Below are 23,419 nucleotides of genomic sequence, written 5' to 3' on the forward strand. Positions count from 1 at the left end.
TTCAGTTAAAAAACGGGTAAAAAAGTTTGAAAATAAAAAAAATAATTTTTCTCTTTACAAATAGGGTACAACCTGTATATAATAACTTTTGTCAGCTCGACGCGGACACAACGGCCCGTTGGTCAAGCGGTTAAGACACCGCCCTTTCACGGCGGTAACACGGGTTCGAATCCCGTACGGGTCATATGGAGGATTAGCTCAGCTGGGAGAGCATCTGCCTTACAAGCAGAGGGTCGGCGGTTCGAGCCCGTCATCCTCCACCATATTTGCCGGCCTAGCTCAATTGGTAGAGCAACTGACTTGTAATCAGTAGGTTGGGGGTTCAAGTCCTCTGGCCGGCACTGTTTTTCTGAAAAATACGGAGGGGTAGCGAAGTGGCTAAACGCGGCGGACTGTAAATCCGCTCCCTCAGGGTTCGGCGGTTCGAATCCGTCCCCCTCCACCATTTTTGGGCTATAGCCAAGCGGTAAGGCAACGGACTTTGACTCCGTCATGCGTTGGTTCGAATCCAGCTAGCCCAGTCTCAGACACCTTTTGCATAAGGTGTCTTTTTTTATGTATCGGTGCTTTACCTCGATTTCCAATTGTTCATCAGATATACTATTTTTAAGCTGCTGTTAAGGCAGTATATTCTGTATTTTCCATCTACACCCTGCCTGAAATTTGGTAAAATAAATGTAATAAAAAAATGAAACCTTTTAAAACAATCAACGTATAGATACAGACCGGTGAAGGGCAGAGGTAAGATAAAACATGGAAAACCTGATTAAAAAAAGAATTAAGCAAGTCAAAAAAGGCGATCAAAATGCGTTTGCGGAAATCGTTGACCTTTATAAAGATAAGATTTACCAGCTTTGCTACCGCATGCTCGGCAATGTCCACGAAGCGGAAGATATTGCGCAGGAGGCTTTTATCAGAGCGTATGTCAATATCGACAGTTTCGATATCAACAGAAAGTTTTCAACGTGGCTTTACAGAATTGCGACCAACCTGACCATTGACCGCATCCGCAAGAAAAAGCCTGATTACTATCTGGACGCAGAAGTGGCGGGAGCAGAAGGGCTGACGATGTATTCGCAGATCGCTGCGGATGGGGTTCTCCCTGAAGACGCCGTATTGTCATTGGAGCTGTCTGACACAATTCAGAAAAAGATTTTAAAGCTGCCTGACAAGTACAGAACGGTTATTGTATTAAAGTATATTGACGAACTCTCTTTAATTGAAATCGGGGAGATTCTGAATATCCCTGTCGGCACCGTCAAGACAAGGATTCACAGAGGCAGAGAGGCTCTTAGAAAACAATTGAGAGATCTTTAAGTGGGGTGATGAAATGAGCTGTCCTGAACAGATCGTGCAGCTTATGCATAAGCATCTTGATGGAGATATCCTTCCTGAAGATGAAAACGTATTAAAACAACATTTGCGGTCATGCGAGAATTGCAAGCGGCATTTCCATGAAATGGAGAAATCCGTAGCGCTCGTCCGAAGCACATCGCATGTCACAGCCCCTGCTGATTTTACTGCCAAAGTTATGGCGAATCTTCCAAAAGAGAAAAAGCGCGCTTCTGTTAAACGATGGATCAAAACTCATCCGATCATTGCAGCCGCAGCGGTTTTTGTGATTTTAATGGGCGGCGGTTTTTTCAACAGCTGGCATAACGACCACAATTTCAGTGTGTCCAAGCATCCGAACCTTGTCGTACAGAATCACACGGTCACCGTCCCTGAAGGCGAGACCGTAAAGGGTGATGTCACAGTAAAAAACGGCAAGCTGGTCATTAAAGGTAAGGTCGACGGCAATGTGACCGTCGTCAACGGAGAAAAATACATGGCCTCAGCCGGACAAGTCACCGGGCAGATTGAAGAAATTAACCAATTGTTTGACTGGGTCTGGTACGAACTGAAATCGGCGGGTCAGGGCGTTGTGAGCGCTTTAGACCCGAATGAAGATGAGTAAAGCGTATAATCGCTTTACTCTTTTTTTACGGATTGCCACGCTGGCTCATTTCACTTGAGAAATCAAAATGTGGTATAATGAGCACGCTATATGATGTACATATTGCTCATGCAGCACAATTCATAACGGAAAAACGAAATGACTGAATTCTTGGAGGACGAGGAAATGGCTTTTGAGGACATCCCATTTTTGCAATACCTCGGCAATGCCGTTGATATTCTCCTTGTTTGGTATGTGATATATAAATTAATCATGGTCATACGCGGAACGAAGGCGGTTCAGCTTTTAAAAGGAATCGTCGTCATCGTATTGGTCCGGATGGCCAGTTCATATTTGGGACTCAGCACGCTTCAATGGCTGATGGACCAAGCGATAACATGGGGATTTTTAGCGATTATCATTATATTCCAGCCGGAGCTGAGGCGGGCGCTTGAACAGCTCGGACGGGGCCGGTTCTTTTCAAGGAGCGGCACCCCCGTGGAGGAAGCACAGCATAAGACAATTGAAGCGATTACAAAATCGATCAGCTACATGGCGAAACGCCGCATCGGCGCTCTCATCGCCATCGAGCGCGACACGGGAATGGGCGATTATATTGAGACGGGCATCCCGCTTAATGCGCAGGTCAGCTCGGAGCTTTTGATAAATATCTTCATTCCGAATACGCCGCTGCACGATGGAGCGGTCATTATGAAAAATAACGAGATTGCGGCTGCTGCCTGTTATCTGCCGCTTTCTGAAAGCCCGTTTATTTCAAAGGAGCTGGGGACGCGGCACAGAGCGGCTGTCGGCATCAGTGAAGTGACGGACAGCTTAACCATTATCGTATCCGAAGAGACGGGCGCCATCAGTGTGGCCAAAAACGGAGACCTTCGCAGAGAATTGACGGAAGAAGCACTGAAAGAAATGCTTGAAGCCGAGTTTAAGAAAAACGCCAGAGATACTTCTTCTAACCGCTGGTACTGGAGGGGCAAGAAAAATGGATAAATTCTTAAACAACCGCTGGGCTGTAAAGATCATTGCATTGCTCTTTGCGCTCCTGCTTTATGTGGCGGTTAACAACAACCAGGCGCCGACTCCGAAAAAGCCGGGGGAATCCTTTTTTCCGACATCAACGACTGACGAGGCTACGCTTACTGATATTCCTGTAAAAGCGTACTATGATGAAGCGAATTACGTAGTCACCGGCGTGCCCCAGACCGTAAATGTCACGATTAAAGGCTCGACAAGCGCGGTGAAAAAGGCGAGACAGACGAAGAATTTTGAGATATACGCTGATATGAATAAGCTGAAGACCGGGACTCATAAGGTCGAATTGAAGGCGAAAAATGTATCGGACGGACTGACGATATCCATTAACCCGTCAGTCACGACGGTTACGATTCAGGAAAAAACGGCTGAAAGTTTTCCGGTTGAAGTTGAATACTACAATAAAAGCAAAATGAAAAAGGGATATACGCCCCAGCAGCCGATTATCAGCCCGAAAAACGTACAGATTACGGGTTCGAAAAATGTGATTGACAACATTTCGCTTGTCAAAGCATCCGTGAACCTTGAAAATGCAAATGAGACCATTGATAGGGAAGTGAAGGTGACCGTCTATGACAAAGACGGCAACGCACTTCCTGTTGATGTTGAACCGTCAGTCATTAAAGTGACGGTTCCCGTGGCCAGCCCGAGCAAAAAGCTCCCTTTCAAAATTGAAAGGAAGGGAAGTCTTCCTGACGGGGTGAGCATTGCGAGCATTGACTCGAATCCGAGTGAGGTGACGGTTTACGGCCCGCAGGATGTGCTGGATTCACTTGAATTTATCGACGGTGTATCTCTTGATTTAGACAAAATTGATAAAGATACGGATGTCGATGCCGACATCCCGCTTCCTAAGGGTGTCACAAAGGTGTCACCGGGGAAAATTACCCTTCATGTTAAGGTGGACAGTGAAGACAAAAAGGATTTTAGCAATGTCCCAATCAAGACGGTCGGACTGGGAGGCTCGCAGCGGATTGAGTTTCTCGACCCTGAATCGCGGGCGATCAATATTACGGCCAAAGGCTCTCCGTCCAACATTAAGGCGCTGAAAAAGTCGGACATTGAGCTGTATGCCAATGTCTCGGGCTTAGATGACGGAGAGCATTCTGTAAAGCTTGAAGTAAACGGGCCGCAAAATGTCACATGGTCCTTGTCAAAAGACACGGTTAAGATCAGGCTGACTTCTAAGAAAAACACAAGTTCAAATAAAAATGACGGCGGCTCCGCTGATTCCGGCAATAAAGACGGCACAAGCGGAGGCGCAGACAAAGACAAGAACCAGGAAGACACTGACAGCGATCAGAATAAAAGTCAAAACCAGGATCAAAATCAAGACCAGGATGAAGACGGATCAAGTGCTGATTCATCTTCAACAGAATGAAAAAGGAGCGATACAAAATGGGCAAGTATTTTGGAACAGATGGTGTAAGAGGTGTTGCCAACAGCGAGCTTACGCCAGAGCTGGCCTTTAAAGTGGGGCGTTTTGGCGGTTATGTCCTGACCAAAGATAAACAGCGCCCGAAAGTGCTGATCGGCCGCGATACACGTATCTCCGGACATATGCTGGAGGGAGCCCTTGTCGCCGGACTTTTATCGATCGGAGCTGAAGTGATGCGCCTCGGCGTTATTTCTACGCCGGGGGTATCCTATTTAACAAAAGCGATGGATGCTGAGGCGGGCGTCATGATTTCCGCTTCTCACAATCCCGTACAGGATAACGGAATTAAATTTTTCGGAGGAGACGGCTTTAAGCTTTCTGACGAGCAGGAGGCCGAGATTGAACGTCTCATGGATGAACCGGAAGACAAACTTCCGCGACCGACAGGCGCGGACCTCGGGCTTGTGAACGATTATTTTGAAGGCGTTCAAAAGTATCTGCAATTTTTAAAGCAGACGGCGGATGAGGATTTCACGGGCATTCACGTAGCGCTTGACTGCGCCCATGGTGCGACATCTTCCATTGCGACACACCTTTTTGCCGATCTTGATGCTGACGTGTCTACAATGGGAACGTCTCCGAACGGCTTAAATATTAATGACGGCGTCGGTTCTACACACCCGGAAGCGCTGAGTGCTTTCGTCAAAGAAAAAAATGCCGATATCGGCCTTGCGTTTGACGGAGACGGCGACCGCCTCATTGCCGTTGATGAAAAAGGAAACATCGTGGACGGCGATCAGATCATGTACATATGCGCGAAGTATTTGAAATCAGAAGGCCGTCTGAAGGATGATACAGTCGTATCAACCGTGATGAGCAACCTCGGTTTCTACAAAGCGCTTGAAAAAGAAGAAATCAAAAGCATCCAAACGGCAGTCGGTGACCGCTATGTCGTAGAAGCGATGAAAAAAGACGGCTATAATGTCGGCGGCGAGCAGTCAGGGCACCTTATTTTCCTTGATTACAACACTACCGGCGACGGGCTCTTATCGGCGATCATGCTTGTGAATACGCTGAAGGCATCGGGGAAAACCCTTTCAGAGCTTGCTGGTGAAATGAAAAAATTCCCGCAGCTTTTAGTAAACGTGAAAGTGACGGATAAATATAAGGTAGAAGAAAACGCTAAGGTGAAGGCCGTCATTTCTGAAGTGGAAAAAGAAATGAACGGAGACGGCCGGATTTTAGTGCGCCCGTCAGGCACCGAGCCGCTTGTCCGTGTAATGGCGGAAGCAAGAACAAAAGAGCTTTGTGACGAATATGTCACAAAAATCGTGGATGTCGTGCGGACAGAAATGGGAGCGGAATAGCGAAGTTTATAAACAGAGAGCGAACAAGACAAGTGCGATCAGCATAAAATGATAGTAACATGATGCCGGGACGGAAAAAAATAATTGACCGTCCTTGGCACATGTTGTAAAATCAAGCTTGTTCAGCCTTTGTTTTTCATTTATAGGAAAGGCGGCATTGTTTGCATCTTTCATAATTATAGCGCCCGAACTAAGCGCCCGAAAAACGGCTTAGTTGACGAGGATGGAGGTTATCGAATTTTCGGCGGATGCCTCCCGGCTGATTCATTTAGATCACAGCCGTAAGGATTTCTTTAAACCGGAGGGGCGACTCTCCGAACAAAGGGAAATCACATGATCTTCCAAAAAAACATGTGGGAGGGGACGATTGAAAGTCCCCTTGTAATCTGACTTTCTTCGTCTCCTTTTACACCTTTAGGAGGAAGAAAAAATGTGTGGAATTGTTGGTTATATCGGTCATCTTGATGCGAAAGAGATTTTGTTAAAAGGATTAGAGAAGCTTGAGTACCGCGGTTATGACTCTGCCGGTATCGCTGTGGCGAATGAGCAGGGCGTGCATGTGTACAAAGAAAAAGGCCGCATCGCCGACCTTCGTGAAGTGGTGGATCAAACGGTTGAATCTCAAGCGGGAATCGGCCATACACGCTGGGCGACTCACGGCGAACCAAGCTTCCTGAACGCTCACCCGCATCAAAGCGCACTTGGCCGCTTTACACTTGTTCATAACGGTGTGATCGAGAACTATGTTCAGCTGAAGCGTGAATACCTTGAAAACGTTGAACTGAAAAGCGACACGGACACTGAAGTAGTCGTTCAAATGATTGAGCAATTTGTGGCAGGAGGACTCAGTACAGAAGAAGCGTTCCGCAAAACACTGACTCTGTTAAAAGGCTCTTACGCAATTGCATTATTTGACGGCGAAAACACAGACACCATTTACGTTGCAAAAAACAAAAGCCCTCTGTTAATCGGCCTTGGAGATACTTTTAACGTCGTGGCATCTGACGCGATGGCTATGCTTCAAGTAACGAATGAATACGTTGAGCTTTTGGACAAAGAAATGGTGATCGTGACAAAAGACGAAGCCGTGATTAAAAACCTTGACGGTGAAGTCATGACACGTGCGTCTTATATCGCTGAGCTTGACGCCAGTGATATTGAAAAAGGCACATACCCTCACTACATGTTAAAAGAAACGGATGAGCAGCCGCTTGTTATGCGCAAAATCATCCAAACGTATCAGGACGAAAACGGCAGACTGGCTGTGGCTGGCGATGTCGCTGACGCCGTGGCGGAAGCGGACCGCATTTATATCGTGGCTTGCGGAACGAGCTACCATGCCGGTCTTGTCGGGAAACAATATATTGAAATGTGGGCAAACGTCCCGGTTGAAGTGCATGTAGCGAGTGAATTCTCTTACAACATGCCGCTTCTGTCTAAGAAACCGCTCTTTATTTTCCTTTCTCAAAGCGGAGAAACAGCGGACAGCCGCGCCGTGCTTGTTCAAGTCAAAGCGCTGGGTCACAAAGCGCTGACAATTACAAACGTTCCGGGTTCCACGCTGTCCCGTGAAGCGGATTACACATTGCTTCTGCACGCAGGCCCTGAGATCGCCGTTGCATCAACAAAAGCGTATACGGCTCAGATTGCCGTGCTTGCGATTCTTGCGTCCGTTGCAGCCGAACGCAATGGCGTTGATATCGGTTTTGATTTAGTCAAAGAATTGGGTATCGCGGCAAACGCCATGGAAGCCCTTTGCGACCAGAAGGACGAAATGGAAATGATCGCGCGTGAGTATCTGACTGTTTCAAGAAATGCTTTCTTCATCGGCCGCGGCCTTGACTACTTCGTATGTGTCGAAGGCGCCCTGAAGCTGAAAGAGATTTCTTACATCCAGGCGGAAGGCTTCGCCGGCGGTGAGCTGAAGCACGGAACAATCGCTCTGATTGAAGAAGGAACACCAGTCTTTGCGCTGGCGACACAAGAACACGTCAACCTGAGCATCCGCGGAAACGTGAAGGAAGTCGCAGCCCGCGGCGCCAACACTTGCATCATCTCGCTAAAAGGTTTAGAAGACGCAGACGACAGATTCGTCCTGCCGGAAGTCAACCCTGCGCTTGCTCCGCTGGTATCTGTTGTACCGTTGCAGCTGATTGCTTACTACGCTGCACTGCACCGCGGCTGTGACGTTGATAAACCGCGCAACCTTGCGAAGAGTGTGACTGTGGAGTAATATATTTAACCCCTTTGGTTATTATATTTGTAGTTTTATAAAAAAGATTGATCATTTATAATAAAGTTTGATTGAAAATAACCTCTTCGGTATGATATCCGTAAGAGGTTATTTTTTATTATTCAGATAAAAGGCGGAGTGAAAATGTTACCCAAATATAATCCCAATAATCCGAGTCTATTAGAATCGATAGTTTGTTTTACTGATATTTTAGGTTTTCAAGTTTAATTATAAACACACCTAACCTACAGTCTGGAAATCACTTACTTAAAGATCTTCATAAAATTCTTACAAAACAATATGCGTTAATGAGAGAGATGAACCCATATGGTCATTTTAAAACATTTACTGACAATGTCATACTAGCATATCCAAGATTTGAAGATGGTGAAGGGCAATCAGGTAATTTGTTTATGTCATTTATTGATTACCAATTAGAGATGACATTAAATGGGTATTTCTTACGTGGCGGTATTGATTTAGGAGATTACTATGGTGATGATGATTTTGCTTATGGACCAGCGTTAATTGAAGCACATGATTTAGAAAGTAGTAAGGCAATTTATCCTAGAATTATTTTAAGTGATGAAATGATTAAAATGGTATCGCAACACCTGGGCTATTATGGTTCTGCATCATATGCTCCACAGAATTCACATTTATTAATAGATGAAGATGATAAAGTTTTTGTTAATTATTTGTATGGACTACATGAAATATATAACACGACTGAAGATATCATGGAATATATTCAAAAAATTCAAAGTCACAAAGATATTATTTTAACTAAATTGAACCACTTCAAAAGCGATAAAAAACTTTATTCTAAATACGAGTGGGTAGCTCAATATCATAATTATTACTGTGATGAGTATTTTGAAAAGAATGCAATTCAACAATTCAATTTGAAAATACCTAGTATACAGACACGTAATTTTTCTAGAATAGCTATAAGTGATTTAATACTTATTTAAATTTAGGAAGAAGCTAAAGATAGAATGTCCAAGCGAAAACGTTCGCCCTCTATTGGTAAGAAATATAAAGAAGGTTTCGGATAAGGTTAGGGGCTAATTATAAGCCGTGGGTGACAATTCAAGATGTACCTTCATTGGGTCACGTTACACGTACTTCTATTTGTTAGAATATTACGATTTGGTAATTGATATACGTGAACAATATCCACTGCTATCTGTTGAAGAAACAATCGTTATTGCAGATGAGAGTTTGAAGGAGTTTTCTGGTTTGTTTATTTGAGTGATGGTGTTACTGAAAGGAAGTATGTGATTGCTGAGTTCAAGCTATTTCCAAATAAGAAGTCAGCATGATTGAAGTAGAACGTGAAGACAGAGCATTTTTCAACTTTAATATGTTTCATTAATAACCAGCAGAATAAAAGCTATTGTTATCCTCAAATTTTAAGTGGATTAATTGATAGTCATAGAACTAAAGTAATAATCAGAAAAATTTACTAAGAGGTAATGTTATGTATAAAGATATAGCAATTAATTGGGATGTGTTTCAATATAAATTTACTGAGAAGACTAGAGATGTATTTGAATATTTAGCTTATATACTTTTTTGTCATGAGTTTAAAATCGAAACAGGAATATTTAGATACTTTAATCAGCCATATGTGGAAACTTTACCTGTAACAACTGAAGAAGGATGTATTGGATTTCAGGCGAAATATTACGATGCAGGCACTAGTATTGCTGATAAAAAAACAGAATTAAAAAATGCTATTAAGGGCGCAAAAACTAAATACCCTGAAATTGATAGATTTATAATTTATACGAATAAAGAATTGAGTGCAAGTAGTAAGAAAGATACTGTAAAGCCTGAATATCAAACAGAAATTGAAGAATATGGACTTGAGAGAGATATTCTTGTGGAATGGAGAGTCAAAAGTAATTTCGAGATAATGTTAATGAGACCCGAATTGGAACTTATTAGAGATTATTTTTTTAATCCAGATTCAGGAATTAAAGGGTACTTAGCTCAAGTTAAACTTCATAGTCAAAGTAAATTAGAGAATATAAAGTCAACTATAAGATATAGAGACCAAATCATTAAAATAAATAAAAATAATGATTTTGATATCCACTCTTTTTATGAGTCAGAAATTCCATGTTTAATTATTTATGGTGAGGGGGGATCAGGTAAGTCGGGCTTTGCAAAAGATTTATTAGAAAATGAAAATAGAGCTAATATCGCTTTTAAAGCGACAGATTTTGATGTTACTACTTTTGCAGAGTTCTCAAGGAGATTTGGAGAGTATACTTTTGAAGATTATTTAAAGCTTTTCCAAGACGATGAAAATAAGGTTTGTTTGATTGATTCCACGGAAAAAGTATTAGTGATGAATAACCGAGATATATTTAATGAGTTTGTGAACTTATCGATTAAGTATGGATGGAAAATTATTTTTACAGTAAGGACAGTACACAAGGATAATTTTATTAATACTTTTTTAAATGGGGTAAGATATCAAGAATTAAAGATAGAGACTTTGTCAAAACAAGAATTACAATATTTATTAAAGGATTCAGATTTTCCTCTTCCGAAAGAAGAATCCTATATTAATCTAATTTGTAATTTGTTTTATCTGAATTTATATATTGAGATAGCTTGTGAAAGCGATAGCGATATTTTAACAATTGAACAATTTATAGAAAGTATATGGACGTATAAAATTAAAAATACTAATCATTATAGAGAGTTAGATATTCGTAGAGAAAAGACTATTTGTAATATTGTCCTATCTTGTGCGAATAAGGGTGTATATTACTATGAATATCAACTATATGATGATTCAGAAGCAATTGCGGCACTCAGGGAAGATGAAATAATATTCTATGATGAAGTTATGAGAGGATATTCCTTGAGTCATGATATCTACGAAGAAATTGTATTAAAACATATATTTGAAAATTTATATATTAAGAAAGAAGACTGTAAAAGCTTTTTTGAAGAGATTGGTGACAGTTTAGTTGTGAGAAAAAATCTTCGTTTATGGCTTAAAGATAAGTTGGTACAAAAAACTGAAGGTATTAAAGATTTTATTATAGAAGTATTTTATACAAGTAAAATTTCTTCAATTTGGCAAGATGAGATTTTGATAACTTTAATGAGCATTGAAGATAATCAAATTTCAATAAACTTTATAAAATCCATGTTAACTAGAGATGAATACAAATTATTATTCAGGGCAATATTCTTATTAAATACTACGTGTAGAATTATAAATAATGACTTTTGGAATAAAATTTTAACTTCTGAAGAACAAAAATCTGCAAATCTTTATAGATCCACAAAGCCAACTGGAGCAGGATGGGGTTATATTTTTAATTTCATCTATGAAAATCTAACAGCAATAGAATGGAAACCTCAAAATATAATGTTAGTTATTGAATGTTTATATAGTTGGACTTCACATAATGTAAAAGGCATTGAAACCAAACATGCATGTTTAATTGCATTATATTTATACAATAAAGTAAAAGCTGATAAATCATTAATCTATAAGTTAAATGATAAAAAAATCGAGAAAATAAATAATGTAATATTATCAAGTGCCTGGGAAATTGACAGTGAGTTATCTATCATTGTAGAAGAGGTAACAACAGATACAGATTTTAATCATCTGCATAAATATTATGATTTGTGTGTGCAGGGATTAACTAATGTATACAATTGTGGAAATTTAGTTGACTCGAATCCTAAATTAGTATTTGATTTAGCAAATAAATATTGGTTTTTTAAAGACAGTATGTTTTATAGTCCACGTGAAATTGAAGATGCTTTTAAACTAAATGACTCAACTTCTCATGATTATTATCCATCAAGTGCCTTTCAAACTCCTATATTTAGACTATTGCAGTCTAGCCCTTGGGAGACAATAGATTTTATTATAGAGTTATTCAATAAGATAACCATAGATTACTCCAATTCGGAATTGGTCGAGAAGTATGATGAACTCTTAACAATTAAAATTAATCTATCTAATGGAAAAGAAATAGAGCAAGTAGCGAGCGAACGTTTATGGCTGATGCACAGAGGTACATATCCAGCTCCTAATTTACTTGAAAGTATCCTGATGGCGTTAGAAAGATGGTTATTACTTGTTTTGGAAGAAATACCAGGTGTTATAGAAAAGATTTGTATAAAACTATTAAGTTCTCAATCGGCAGCTCTAACATCAGTAGTAGTAAGTTTAGTGGAGGCATACCCTCAAAAGTTATTTAACATCGCATGCATATTAATTTCTTCCAAAGAGGTTTTTATATTAGATAACATCCGAGCTGTTAAAGAATTTGGTTCAAATTTTTTGAAGGGTGTAGTTCCGGCTAACAAATTGTATGAAGACGAGAGAATAAGGACCAATAATCAAGCTTTTAGAAAGAAAAGGCTAGAAGATGTAATTCTTGAGTATCAATTAAATTTAGAAAAACTACCTATTGAAGTTTTAGAGAATAGAAATAAAATTTTATATAGTCAACTCGATAAAGTGTTTGAGAAAATAGAGCAATTTGAGGAAGAATATCAATTCGTATACTATAGAATGGATATCAGAAAATTAAAGCTTGATACTGATAATTTTTTCGAAAAGGATGGACACACATATGCCTCTTTGGTGACAGAACTACCTGCTTCTCTAGTTGAAATTCATAATAAAACGGAAGAGAAAAACAGAAAAATATTTAATAGAAATGATTTGTATATGTGGTCAATTGCACGTTTTGAGCATAAAAGGGATAGTGAAAAGTATATAGACTATGAAAATAATCCTTTAAAAGCCTTAGGGGAAGCTAGAGAAATTTGGGAGAGTGAAAATAATGAATATTTTTATCTTCAGAAGTATGCTCCGATATATGTTTTCGCTATATTAATAAGGGACTATAAAGAATTAATTTCAGAAGATGACTGTCACTACTGTAAAGATAGTATTTTAAATTTTATTGAATTGAACATTGAAAGTGGGAATGTTATTCAAACAGGAAGTGGTTTTGAAGCGGCAATTTATATTTTGCCACTAATAATTTCTAATGAAGATATGAGTGACATATCTCTAAAGAAATCTATTGAATTACTTTTAATATTAATACTAGATTCTAATAAACTAGTAATTCAAACTTTTTCAACCAAAATGTGGGAAACAAATTTTAAAATAGCATCAGGTATTTTCTGTGGTTATGTTGAATTAAAACCTCTATATGATTCAGAGGTTAGAATATATAATGGAATTTCATCGATTGAATTTATCAATAAAAATCAACATGTAATAAATAATATTATAAAAAATGTCTATGCTATTCCTAATGATTTTTCACATTTAAGTTATAATTCGTTACTTAATTTAAATATGCTTTTGGCACCAACTAATGAGATTACTGTAATGAAATCAATAGAAATCGGAAAAAATATTTGGGAAATCTTATTTGAAAAACGACATAAAAGAAGAGAAGATGTTGTAGCAAATATAGAAACCGAAATGGAGTATATTAAATGGTTGGCAAAATATTTGATGTGTATATCATTAGAGGAACAAAAGAAATTAATAAGAGCTTTTGAACCATTTATAAATAGTTGTGAAAGCTTTGAATGGCTTTTAAGAGATATTATTCTTAAACAAGATGAAATGGATAAGTATGATGAGTTTTGGAATATATGGAATAATATTCAACCTATTATAATATCTTTATGTAAAAAAACAGAAGAAAGGGATAGAACCGTTTCTTCAAGAGAATATCATGATGATATTCATCAAATAGTTATAACTTATTTATTTGCATTCCACTGGTGGAACGATAAGATAAAATCTTGGCATTCATTAAAGAAGGATGACCATTTATTTTTTAGATATATAAGTTATGAATTAGGTTATAAGCCAGGTGTTTTGTATGCGATTGGAAGAGTTTTAAATACTGTTGGATATAATAATTATCTTTCACAAGGGATTGATTGGTTATATGAAATAATTAACAATAATCCGCATCTTGAACAAAAAAAGTTAGAAGTGAATACGGAATATTATATAGAAGAGTATATGCAACGATATATTTTAGAAAATAGATTGAGTTTCAAGAAAAAACCCGCATTACGTAATAAAGTGATAGTTGTTTTGAATTTTTTGGTCAATAGAGGTTCTACAGTTAGTTATATGCTAAGGGAATCTATTGTGTAGTAAAAATAGTTGAATGCTAACTTAAGATTATTATCTTTAAAAATAAATATAAAATAGTAGGAGTGTATTTAATGGTGAAATGTAAAGAATGTCAAGGCGCATGACAAATATGTCCTGACTTTACCGGTCAGCAGAACAAATATTGTTCAAAGTCACTATTTCTTTTATCTTTTGGTTGTTGTGATCGGGGCTGTAATATCTTATGGTATTTTCTTTGTATACAGCCTGAGTGCTGAGGAACCTGTTGACGGCATTTTGAATATTGTCTCTTTCGGAACGTTCATCGTTCTCTTTGCCGGTGCAATCGTTTATCCTCTTCTCTACATTATGGGCCCGGAAAAGTCTGATGCGATTGTGATTGGAGGTGCAATGGGAGGGCTTTTTACTACCTTTGGATTGCAAAGTGTCGTTGGTTATGTAACAGAAAAATTACCACTGTCATTTTTGCACATAAATCCTTCTTTATATGTCCCTATTATATATATCATTATCGGCGTTATATTATATATCATTTCTTTTTTCATTGCCGCAGCTATCTATCGTAAAAAAGAATTTACAACAGGATAAGGCATGGCACGGGCTCATAAATTTACTTAAATTCCAAGCAGAAAGCCGCCCGCACAATGGGCGGCTGTTCTTCTAATTAAAACTGCGTTGTCACATCGTACTCATAATCAATCTTCAATTTTACATTTTTCATAGTTGATTTTGCTGTTGCAAGGGTGTTGTATTTAAAATTCCAGATGCTTGAGACTGAGAGGTTATCATCCAGTGTAATACCGTAATTTCCTTGTGTGGAGCTGTTTGCGAGTGCGCGGTGCCACACTTTATTTTCTTCCGACATCATGTAGTGGCTTGTATTTCCTTGGCTTGGTGTTTGGGTTGCGGTGGTGTTGATTCTTTTCACTGTGGCGTCTCTTGGAATGCTTGTCTGTTTGGTTAAGTCGAGTCTAAGAACAGTTGAATCTGATCCATTCGGACTGAGGTTTGTATTTCCTTTATTTTCAGCTGTGCCGCTGAATGAGAAAGTCTCACTGCCGGATTTGATTCGGTCGTAAATGGAGAGTGTAAAGTACATATCGTCAGTGTAGGAGCCGCGGGACACTTTCACGTAGAACGTCTCGTTATTTTCTTTCGCATCTGTATTCGCATAGATAAAAGGCAGTGCCGTATCAGGATTTATCACTTCTGTGCCTTTACTGATCAGTACTTTATTTTTATTATAAATTTCAATGTCCATTCCCTTGTATTCACTTCTTGTTGAACTCCTGACATAAAGTCTTTCTCCCTTATTTGCCGTGAAAGTGAAATACGAATCTTTTTCCCCTTTTGGCAATATGGCAGTATCAATATTTTTATATTTCCAGTAGCCTGCTGGATTGGCAGTTTCAAATGAATGATTTCCTGTAATGGCGCTTATTTGTAACGAGTTCTTTTGAGACGCAGAGGCTGAAGGTGAAGATGCAAACAATGCGCCTGATAAAACGATGACACTGACAAATAGAATCAATATACACTTCTTCATGGAAAAATCCCCCTTTTTGACTACATCATACATAAAAACATTAGCTATGTAAACATTTGTTATTTAAGGTTAAAATATACTGGAAGACAGCCGATAAAAACACTAGAACATCATCTCAAGCGGAGGTTAAAAACATGCGCCTAAACGCTCGATATATAAAAAATCAAGTAATGGCTCAGCAAGTGCTTCAGCGGTATTCTTCCAAAACAAATGTGAAAGATGCGGCAAAAGGAACGGACAGCTTATTGATTCAGGCAGGCGGGAGCCGCGATCTGAGCCAGGTGAATTATTCAACGAGCGGTGTCACTGAGAAAGGGAGCAGCCTGTCCCGTTTATATCAATCCGCAAATCAGAAAACGATGACGGATAATGGGAATGAGACGGTGATTCAAGCCAATAATCCGTATGAGTCTGAGAGTGATATTGCGAGTAAGATTCTTAATGAGAAGTACAGCCGTATCAACGAAATCAATAAACGAAAGCCTGATCCTTTAGGTTATATTAAGGACAAATATCAGCGTGCCAATTCTCCTTATTTCAGGAGTGATTTATCGGAATCAGAGCGTCAGGCCGCTTATCATAATGAAACGGAATGGCTGTTTAAGGGGAAAGCCCAAAGCTATGATTTTCGTGATGCGGCGTTTCGGGGTGAAACGCTCAGCGGAGAGATTGAGGGAGAAAATGAAAAGGTGTTTCAGCGCGGGCAGGTCAATCAGCAGATTGAGATGCTTTTCCATCGGAATCATATTCAGATTCCGGAGGGCGCGAACCTTACATTTACGATATCACCGATTGATTATCTGTTAAAAGTGAGCGGAACGGACGATGAAGAGCTCACTAAGCAGATTGAAGCCGTCTTAAACTCTGGGGAAAACAGCAAAGAGCTGTTTGCGCACATCATTCGGAGCCGGAGTGATGATTCCTCGCAGTTTACGGCAGAAGCGTATGAGAAATATCAAGTTGTTCGGGAAATGTATGAGGTGACCGGCTATCATCTGAAAGACTTGCAGATCGTGAACGGAAAGTACGTCACAGAAGACGGCCGCGACCTTTTAGACGTCTATAAAGAAGCGCTGCAGCAAGATCCTTTGCTGAAACATACGGCCGCAGAAGCAGCCGCCCATTACGGACAGGGGCTCACGAAGCTGGCGAGAACGGGGTATGATGCCATTCCTGATTTGGTGCTGTCAATTGATTATAGAGACGGGTCTCTGCGTGACGTCGGCCAACGCAAGCAATACGGATCAGGGGGTACGGACTGGCTTTCTGAATGGAAACGGCAGCTGGGCGTGCGTATATAAAATTAAAAAGCTGACGAATGGATTTCGTCAGCTTTTCTTTATTCGTCTTCTTAAAATTCCTCATACTCCGCCGGGTCTTGGCCATTTATGCGTCCGTCCGGGCGGGTAAGCGAATCGATGATCTTCATGTCGTTTTCATCAAGGGAGAAATCAAAAACGGAGATGTTTTCAAGCTGGCGTTCGGGCGATGCTGATTTTGGAATCGGGATGGCGCCCAGCTGGATATGCCAGCGTAAAATGACTTGAGAAATGGTTTTGCCGTATTTGTCCGCAATCTGTCCGAGTTTTTGATCGTTCAATACTTCTCCGGCGCGGGATAACGGGCTCCATGATTCTGTCACGATGCCCTGTTCCTCATGCCATTGACGCTGCTGCTGCTGATTAAAAGCGGGATGTAATTCAATTTGGTTAATGCCTGGCTTTACGCCGGTTTCACGTTCGAGCCGTTCAATGTGTTCAGGCAGGAAATTGCAGACGCCGATGGAACGGATCAGGCCCCATTTTTTCGCATCAATCAGTGCCTGCCATGCTTCCGTGTAGCGGTCTTGTTTCGGATTCGGCCAGTGGACAAGATACAGGTCATAGTAATCCAGACCGGCGCGATATAAAGATTCTTGGATTGTCTGTACCGCTTTGTCATATTCATGGTAGCGCCCCGGAAGTTTGGACGTCACGTATAACTGTTCTCTCGGAACTGAGCTTCTGCGGATGGCTTCACCGACCATCCCTTCATTTTCATAGTTATAAGCAGTGTCAATCAGGCGGTAGCCGATATCAATGGCGCTGTTGACGGCATGAACGCCGTTGTTCCCGTTAAGAGCGTATGTACCGAAGCCGATCGCGGGAATGCTTGTCCCATCCAGCAGTTTCTTTTGCGGAATTGCTGCAGTCATCATTAAATCCCTCCTTGGTTTCTACTTTACCATTAATCTTACAAATGAAACATAATAATGGAAGAAAGTGAGATGACCTGCACATGAAAAAAGCTGACGGAAAACCGCCAGCTTTATATTTGAAACATCCATGCAACGACGGGGCCGAAGACCGACCCTAATACGGCGCAGAGCGTCATGGAAACAGAACTCATGGAGACTGTTAATTCTCCGTATTCCATCGCTTTTGAGGTGCCGAGCGCATGGGAAGCGCTCCCGAATGCGATTCCTTTTCCGAGTGAACTGCGGATGCGGATCCACTTGAGAAGCAGCGGGCCTAAGATGACGCCGGAAAACCCTGCGATCATGACGAACACGACTGTCATGGAAGGGACCCCGCCGATTCCTGATGCGATTTGAATGGCGACCGGAGTTGTGATTGATTTTGGAATGATTGACAAAATCAAACTCCGGCTGATGCCGAACAGTTCTGCAAATAACAGGCCGCTGACCATTCCGGAGAATAAACCGGCCAGCACGCCGCCGATAATCGGAAACATATACTTGATTAACATACGGCGCTGCTTATAAAGCGGGTATGCCAAAGCCACCACGGCCGGGCCGAGCAGTGAATTGATCCATTGTCCGCCGATCATATACTCTTTATACGAAATATGAAAAACAAGCAGCACAGCGATTATGAAAATCGTAGTCGTCAGAACGGGTATGAGAAAGGGATAAGGAAAGCGCACATATAATTTCACCATGGCCAGATAGGCGGCGGCCGTAAACAAAATTATAAGGATTGCGATACATGTTTGCTGCACTTCTTTTTCTCCTTTCTCTGATTGGCTTTATGCTCTAACAGCTGGCTGGCGTACCCTGCGGCGATCATTGTGACGAGAGTGCTCAGCACAACGATCAAAAACAGGGCCACTCCGCTTGCGGAAAACAGTGACGGATAATTGATGACCCCCGTCATGGCCGGAATGAATAACAACGGAAGAAAAGACAGCAAAAATCCCGCTCCGTCTTCAATCATTTTGACGGGAATGATCTTAACCGATAAACATATGATGAGCAGGATCAAACCGATAATGCTGCCGGGAATGGGCAGATGACAGAGCTGCTGAATGGCTCCCCCGATAAAGGAAAATGCGAATAAAATAATGATTTGCAATATGATGCGTATGACTTTCACGACGATGCTGTTCTTTGGAGAAGAGCAGCTTCCCCCTTTCTTGTTGCTTCGGTAAGTTTCTTTACTTTTGGTGCATATATTTGTACTATACAAATATATGTATGCAAAAAATTTCTATATGTTTTCTGAGTAATGTGCATATGTTTGTATTATACAACTAATATTGCTGATGTCAATTGTAAGGAGTGAAGCCGTTTGTCAAAACAAGATCCGATTGAATTAATTGAATATGAGCTCACCACTTTTATTAGGAGGGCTGTTTATCTTGATAACTCCGACCGCAAAATCGGAAATCTGGAAAGGGCCTCGTATTTGTTATTACGGCAGCTGGATGAATTCGGACCGGCGCGTGTGAAGGAATTGGCCGAATCCTTTAAGCTTGATATTTCTACATTGTCGCGCCAGGCCGCGGCCTTGGAGGCGAAGGAGCTGATCCAGCGTTTATCCGATCCTTCTGACGGGCGGGTCAGTCTTTTTACGATTACGAAGCTTGGCAGGCAGAGGTTAAAAGCTGATAAAAAGATGCGACTTGATCGATATGAACGCATGCTTGATGATTGGTCCGGCGATGAAAAAGAAATGTTCGGCAGGCTTTTGCTGCGGCTGAATGAGGCATTTATCGATTAGTGAATGATTTTTCCCGGTTAAGCAGGATTATGGCGTATATGAAGGAGAATGGAAGAGGGAAGGCTTTACGCCATTCTGCTTTAGCAAAAATTTTATAGAATGGGGGGCGGAAAACATTTATCCCGGGAAATAGTGTTTCTCGGAGATTGCAGCTTTTATTATCTTAATATTCATAATTTATTAAAATGAAAACGCTTTAATTTGAGTATTCTGGTTTAGGGTGTAAGGTGTTTACCTGAAAAAAACAATTGTATTTTCCACGAAAATTTATTATGATGAGATAAGGAAATTAGAGATTATATAACAATAGGAAGATAGAATATTTCTAATATTGCGGGAAATGAAGATTGAGTTAGGTTCAAACAGGTGCACCTTCTGCTTCATTATTTCACATATATCTGAGCTGTTAAGAGGAGGAAGCGAAGTGGCAAACAAAGAATTAAAGAGAGGCTTAGGCGCGCGTCATATCCAGATGATTGCGCTGGGCGGCACGATCGGTGTCGGTTTATTCATGGGGTCATCCAGCACGATTGAATGGACCGGGCCGTCCGTTCTGCTTGCTTATGCGATCTCCGGTATCTTTATCTTTTTTATCATGCGTGCGATGGGCGAAATGCTCTATGTAGAGCCGAGTACAGGGTCGTTTGCGACATTCGGCCATAAGTATATACATCCGTTAGCCGGCTATATGACGGCGTGGAGCAACTGGTTTCAATGGGTGATCGTCGGGATGTCTGAAATTATCGCCGTCGGTTCGTATATGAAATATTGGTTTCCTGATCTGCCTGCATGGATTCCCGGCATTATCGCCATGGCCATTCTCGGTGCGGCGAATTTGATTTCGGTAAAATCTTTCGGTGAGTTTGAATTTTGGTTTGCCATGATCAAAATCGTAACCATTATTCTGATGATTGTTGCCGGAATCGGGATTATTTTCTTCGGTTTCGGTAACGGCGGCCATGCGATCGGATTATCTAATTTATGGTCGCACGGCGGTTTCTTTACAAATGGGTTTTCCGGATTTTTCTTTGCGTTATCACTGGTCATTGCGGCTTATCAAGGGGTCGAACTGATCGGGATTACGGCGGGGGAAGCGAAGGACCCTCAAAAAACGCTGCGAAGCGCGATTCAGAGCATTATCTGGCGGATTTTGATTTTCTACATCGGTGCGATTTTCGTTATCGTCACCGTGTATCCGTGGGATGAGCTTCACTCACTCGGCAGTCCGTTTGTTTCGACATTTGCGAAAGTCGGAATTACGGCAGCGGCCGGCTTGATTAACTTTGTTGTGATTACCGCTGCGATGTCCGGCTGTAACAGCGGGATTTTCAGCGCGGGACGCATGCTTTATACATTGGGCGTGAACGGTCAGGCGCCGAAATTTTTTAAGAAAGTTTCTTCGAGCGGTGTTCCGATATTCGGTACGCTTGCAGTATTAATCGGACTTGTGATCGGTGTCGTCCTGAACTATATCGCGCCTCCGAAAATTTTTGTCTATGTCTACAGCGCGAGTGTGCTTCCGGGAATGATTCCGTGGTTCGTCATTTTAATCAGCCATCTCGGTTTCAGAAGAGCAAAGGGCGCTGAGCTTGATAAGCACCCGTTTAAAATGCCTTTTGCGCCAGTGACAAACTATTTGGCGATCGCTTTCTTATTGATGGTGCTGGTCGGCATGTGGTTTAACAAAGATACGCGGATATCTTTGGTCGTCGGGGTGATTTTTCTGGCGATTGTGACGGTCAGCTATTATGCGTTCGGCATCGGCAAGCGCATGCCTGATGAAGAATCGAAAATAGAAGACGCTGTATAACTCAAAAAGACACCTCTCTTAAAGGGGTGTCTTTTTCGGCTTGTCCGCGAGTGGTATACTGGATAAAAAAGCAGAACCGGGGGAAACATCGATGAGTCACTACCGTACGTTATTATTTGATATAGACAATACGCTGCTGGATTTTACCGCTTCAGAAACCGATGCTCTTCAAAAATTGTTTCAAGGTTCAAAGCTGGACCTGACGGCAGAGGTGGAGGCCCGTTATAAAGCGTTAAATCAAGGGTTGTGGAAGGCGTTTGAAGAGGGTGAAATGACCCGCGATGAAGTGGTGAATACAAGGTTTGCCCTTTTGTTTAAAGAATACGGCCTCGAAGCGGACGGCGTGCTGATGAATCAGACGTACCGCCAATACTTAGAAGAAGGGCACCAGATGATAGACGGAGCTTATGAGCTGATTGAAAGGCTGAGTCCTTCATTTGATTTATACATTGTGACAAACGGGGTGTCGCGATCACAATATAAGCGGCTGGGCGACTCCGGTCTGTATCCGTTTTTTAAAGATGTGTTTGTTTCTGAGGATACGGGTTTTCAAAAGCCGATGAAGGAATACTTTGATTATGTGTTTGCGAGAATTCCCGGTTTTTCTGCCGAACACGGGCTTATTATCGGCGATTCATTGAGCGCGGACATAAAAGGCGGTCAGATGGCGGGAATTGATACATGCTGGTTTAATCCCGGGAAGAAAGAAAATGAGTCCGGGATCATCCCGACGTATGAGATTCAATCGCTTGATGAGCTGTATGATGTATTGAAAGTAGAACGAAAAGCCGCCGCTCATCTGTAAGGAGAGGATTAGGATGAAGATTGCACATACGAAGTTACTGATCAGGGGTTTTGCGTTACTGTCCATCTTTCATACGATTCTTCAGCTTCCTTCCGGCCGGGGGGATCTGAAGGTTTTTTTGTCTGCACTCGTGGTGCTGCTGACGGCTAATGACTGTCTGCGGCCGATATATATGAAGAGACGGCCCGCCATATATCACGGATCTTTTCTTCTGAGCAACGTGATGGCAGGATTTCTGCTATACAATGTCTATTGTGCGGGAACGCAGGCCATAATGGTGCTTTTATTGGTGGAGGTCCTTATCACTGATCATCAGATTTCAGCTGTTTTGGTAACGGTGAACGCCGCCGCATTTGGCGGAGCTTTATATGCCGCCGGAGCGGGTGTCAGTGATATTGTGCTGCCATACTTCATCATGTTTGCGGTGATTTATTTATATCGGAAAAATCTGCAGGAGAAGTCGAAGGTTGAATTGCTGAACCGAGAGCTGAAGACGGCTAACGCCACATTGAAGGAATATTCGGACCGCATTGAGGAACTGGCCGTTACGAAAGAAAGAACAAGAATTGCGCAGGAGCTGCATGATTCGCTCGGTCATTATCTGGCTGCTCTGAAAATGAATTTGGAATTTGCCGGGAAGACAGCCGGGCATCAACTCATTCATAAGGCGCATGATCTTACGAAAGAGTCCATTTTGAAGCTACGCCAGGCGGTTACGCTGCTGCAGGGCTCTTTGTCGGGGCGGGAATTTGAACAAGCGCTCCGTGACATTTTCAGCCATTTTCAAGAGGCGGGAAGCATACGCTTCGAGCTTGAGATGGATGCAGCCATAGAGGCGGCACAGCCGGATGTGAAGCACTGTCTTTATCAATCCGTTCAGGAAACGATTACGAATGCGATGAAGCACGGACATGCTTCATATGTTTCCGTCCGGATTCAAAAAGACCGGAACATGATAGCGGCACATATTCATAATAACGGCTCAGCCTGCGGAACGATCATAAAATCAAACGGTCTGAAAGGAATTGAAAAAAGAGCGGCCGCACTTGGCGGAGAAGCCGTTTTCTCTTCCGGAAATGAAACGGGTTTTGACGTGAAAATAAGGATTCCGTGCAAGGAGGAATGATCAA

17 protein-coding genes, 5 tRNA genes and 1 pseudogene are annotated in these 23,419 nt (G+C 41.5%); 19 read left to right on the forward strand and 4 right to left on the reverse strand.

Translation table 11 applies throughout. From position 1 onward, the window contains the following. The first annotated feature begins 112 nt into the window (after positions 1–112). From BAMF_RS21320 to BAMF_RS21385, 14 genes and pseudogenes are all read left to right on the forward strand, one after another. A tRNA-Glu gene (locus BAMF_RS21320) sits at positions 113–184 on the forward strand. A 3-nt stretch (positions 185–187) separates the two neighbouring features. Further along, a tRNA-Val gene (locus BAMF_RS21325) sits at positions 188–263 on the forward strand. A 5-nt stretch (positions 264–268) separates the two neighbouring features. Beyond that, positions 269–341: transfer RNA gene (locus BAMF_RS21330), tRNA-Thr, on the forward strand. A 19-nt stretch (positions 342–360) separates the two neighbouring features. Further along, positions 361–445 (forward strand) — tRNA-Tyr (locus tag BAMF_RS21335). 4 nt (positions 446–449) lie between these two features. Continuing rightward, a tRNA-Gln gene (locus BAMF_RS21340) sits at positions 450–521 on the forward strand. Between the two features lie 232 nt (positions 522–753). Continuing rightward, positions 754–1,317, forward strand: coding sequence for an RNA polymerase sigma factor SigW (gene sigW / locus BAMF_RS21345; RefSeq protein WP_003156766.1), 564 nt, complete (start codon positions 754–756; stop codon positions 1,315–1,317). A gap of 13 nt (positions 1,318–1,330) precedes the next feature. Beyond that, positions 1,331–1,957: an anti-sigma-W factor RsiW gene (gene rsiW, locus BAMF_RS21350; RefSeq protein WP_013350850.1), complete on the forward strand. Its 627-nt coding sequence runs from the start codon at positions 1,331–1,333 to the stop codon at positions 1,955–1,957. Between the two features lie 165 nt (positions 1,958–2,122). Further along, complete coding sequence (cdaA, locus tag BAMF_RS21355) at positions 2,123–2,944, forward strand: diadenylate cyclase CdaA (RefSeq protein ID WP_013350851.1); 822 nt, start codon at positions 2,123–2,125, stop codon at positions 2,942–2,944. Further along, positions 2,937–4,367 (forward strand): CdaR family protein, encoded by a 1,431-nt coding sequence (locus BAMF_RS21360; RefSeq protein WP_013350852.1) that lies wholly within the window; start codon positions 2,937–2,939, stop codon positions 4,365–4,367. Before cdaA ends, BAMF_RS21360 begins: the two co-directional genes overlap by 8 nt. 17 nt (positions 4,368–4,384) lie before the next feature. After that, complete coding sequence (gene glmM, locus BAMF_RS21365; protein WP_013350853.1) at positions 4,385–5,731, forward strand: phosphoglucosamine mutase; 1,347 nt, start codon at positions 4,385–4,387, stop codon at positions 5,729–5,731. A 430-nt stretch (positions 5,732–6,161) separates the two neighbouring features. Next, complete coding sequence (gene glmS / locus BAMF_RS21370; RefSeq protein WP_013350854.1) at positions 6,162–7,964, forward strand: glutamine--fructose-6-phosphate transaminase (isomerizing); 1,803 nt, start codon at positions 6,162–6,164, stop codon at positions 7,962–7,964. 317 nt (positions 7,965–8,281) lie between these two features. Beyond that, positions 8,282–8,938: a hypothetical protein gene (locus BAMF_RS21375; protein WP_232469713.1), complete on the forward strand. Its 657-nt coding sequence runs from the start codon at positions 8,282–8,284 to the stop codon at positions 8,936–8,938. Positions 8,939–9,447: 509 nt separating this feature from the next. Next, complete coding sequence (locus BAMF_RS21380) at positions 9,448–14,148, forward strand: hypothetical protein (RefSeq protein WP_013350856.1); 4,701 nt, start codon at positions 9,448–9,450, stop codon at positions 14,146–14,148. Between the two features lie 99 nt (positions 14,149–14,247). Next, positions 14,248–14,715, forward strand: a pseudogene (locus tag BAMF_RS21385) (ABC-2 transporter permease); the annotation flags it as partial. Between the two features lie 76 nt (positions 14,716–14,791). Here the strand turns inward: BAMF_RS21385 and BAMF_RS21390 are convergent. After that, entirely contained in the window at positions 14,792–15,673 is an 882-nt protein-coding gene (locus tag BAMF_RS21390) for a hypothetical protein (RefSeq protein ID WP_013350858.1), read from the reverse strand. 134 nt (positions 15,674–15,807) lie between these two features. On the opposite strand from BAMF_RS21390, the gene BAMF_RS21395 reads away from it, so the two are divergent. Continuing rightward, a complete protein-coding gene (locus BAMF_RS21395; protein WP_013350859.1) occupies positions 15,808–16,974 on the forward strand; it encodes a DUF4885 family protein in 1,167 nt (388 codons plus the stop codon). 50 nt (positions 16,975–17,024) lie between these two features. Here BAMF_RS21395 and BAMF_RS21400 read toward each other — a convergent pair whose 3' ends face one another. The 3 genes from BAMF_RS21400 to BAMF_RS21410 form a co-directional block, all read right to left on the reverse strand. Continuing rightward, entirely contained in the window at positions 17,025–17,870 is an 846-nt protein-coding gene (locus BAMF_RS21400) for an aldo/keto reductase (RefSeq protein WP_013350860.1), read from the reverse strand. A gap of 110 nt (positions 17,871–17,980) precedes the next feature. After that, positions 17,981–18,673 carry an LrgB family protein gene (locus BAMF_RS21405; protein WP_013350861.1) on the reverse strand — a complete coding sequence of 231 codons (693 nt, stop codon included), beginning with the start codon at positions 18,671–18,673 and terminating at the stop codon, positions 17,981–17,983. Continuing rightward, on the reverse strand, positions 18,643–19,047 hold the full coding sequence (locus BAMF_RS21410) for a CidA/LrgA family holin-like protein (RefSeq protein ID WP_014469649.1): 405 nt from the start codon (positions 19,045–19,047) through the stop codon (positions 18,643–18,645). The genes BAMF_RS21405 and BAMF_RS21410 overlap by 31 nt, the downstream gene beginning before the upstream one ends. A gap of 195 nt (positions 19,048–19,242) precedes the next feature. Here BAMF_RS21410 and BAMF_RS21415 point away from each other — a divergent pair, with 195 nt between their 5' ends. The 4 genes from BAMF_RS21415 (at position 19,243) to BAMF_RS21430 (ending at position 23,415) form a co-directional block, all read left to right on the forward strand. After that, positions 19,243–19,674 (forward strand): MarR family winged helix-turn-helix transcriptional regulator, encoded by a 432-nt coding sequence (locus tag BAMF_RS21415; protein WP_013350863.1) that lies wholly within the window; start codon positions 19,243–19,245, stop codon positions 19,672–19,674. 424 nt (positions 19,675–20,098) lie between these two features. Beyond that, positions 20,099–21,484, forward strand: coding sequence for an amino acid permease (locus BAMF_RS21420; RefSeq protein ID WP_041481586.1), 1,386 nt, complete (start codon positions 20,099–20,101; stop codon positions 21,482–21,484). A gap of 91 nt (positions 21,485–21,575) precedes the next feature. Next, complete coding sequence (locus BAMF_RS21425) at positions 21,576–22,289, forward strand: YjjG family noncanonical pyrimidine nucleotidase (RefSeq protein WP_013350865.1); 714 nt, start codon at positions 21,576–21,578, stop codon at positions 22,287–22,289. 13 nt (positions 22,290–22,302) lie between these two features. Continuing rightward, positions 22,303–23,415, forward strand: coding sequence for a sensor histidine kinase (locus tag BAMF_RS21430; protein WP_013350866.1), 1,113 nt, complete (start codon positions 22,303–22,305; stop codon positions 23,413–23,415). Positions 23,416–23,419 lie beyond the last annotated feature (4 nt).

This window comes from Bacillus amyloliquefaciens DSM 7 = ATCC 23350 (assembly GCF_000196735.1).
Lineage (GTDB): Bacteria > Bacillota > Bacilli > Bacillales > Bacillaceae > Bacillus > Bacillus amyloliquefaciens.

Bases quoted from the DNA above. Each gene is read 5' to 3' on its own strand.
- BAMF_RS21390 (WP_013350858.1), bottom strand. From the start codon at position 15,673: ATGAAGAAGTGTATATTGATTCTATTTGTCAGTGTCATCGTTTTATCA.
- BAMF_RS21395 (WP_013350859.1), top strand. From the start codon at position 15,808: ATGCGCCTAAACGCTCGATATATAAAAAATCAAGTAATGGCTCAGCAA.
- glmM (WP_013350853.1), top strand. From the start codon at position 4,385: ATGGGCAAGTATTTTGGAACAGATGGTGTAAGAGGTGTTGCCAACAGC.
- rsiW (WP_013350850.1), top strand. From the start codon at position 1,331: ATGAGCTGTCCTGAACAGATCGTGCAGCTTATGCATAAGCATCTTGAT.
- BAMF_RS21360 (WP_013350852.1), top strand. From the start codon at position 2,937: ATGGATAAATTCTTAAACAACCGCTGGGCTGTAAAGATCATTGCATTG.
- BAMF_RS21400 (WP_013350860.1), bottom strand. From the start codon at position 17,870: ATGATGACTGCAGCAATTCCGCAAAAGAAACTGCTGGATGGGACAAGC.
- cdaA (WP_013350851.1), top strand. From the start codon at position 2,123: ATGGCTTTTGAGGACATCCCATTTTTGCAATACCTCGGCAATGCCGTT.
- BAMF_RS21430 (WP_013350866.1), top strand. From the start codon at position 22,303: ATGAAGATTGCACATACGAAGTTACTGATCAGGGGTTTTGCGTTACTG.
- BAMF_RS21375 (WP_232469713.1), top strand. From the start codon at position 8,282: ATGAACCCATATGGTCATTTTAAAACATTTACTGACAATGTCATACTA.
- sigW (WP_003156766.1), top strand. From the start codon at position 754: ATGGAAAACCTGATTAAAAAAAGAATTAAGCAAGTCAAAAAAGGCGAT.
- BAMF_RS21380 (WP_013350856.1), top strand. From the start codon at position 9,448: ATGTATAAAGATATAGCAATTAATTGGGATGTGTTTCAATATAAATTT.
- glmS (WP_013350854.1), top strand. From the start codon at position 6,162: ATGTGTGGAATTGTTGGTTATATCGGTCATCTTGATGCGAAAGAGATT.
- BAMF_RS21425 (WP_013350865.1), top strand. From the start codon at position 21,576: ATGAGTCACTACCGTACGTTATTATTTGATATAGACAATACGCTGCTG.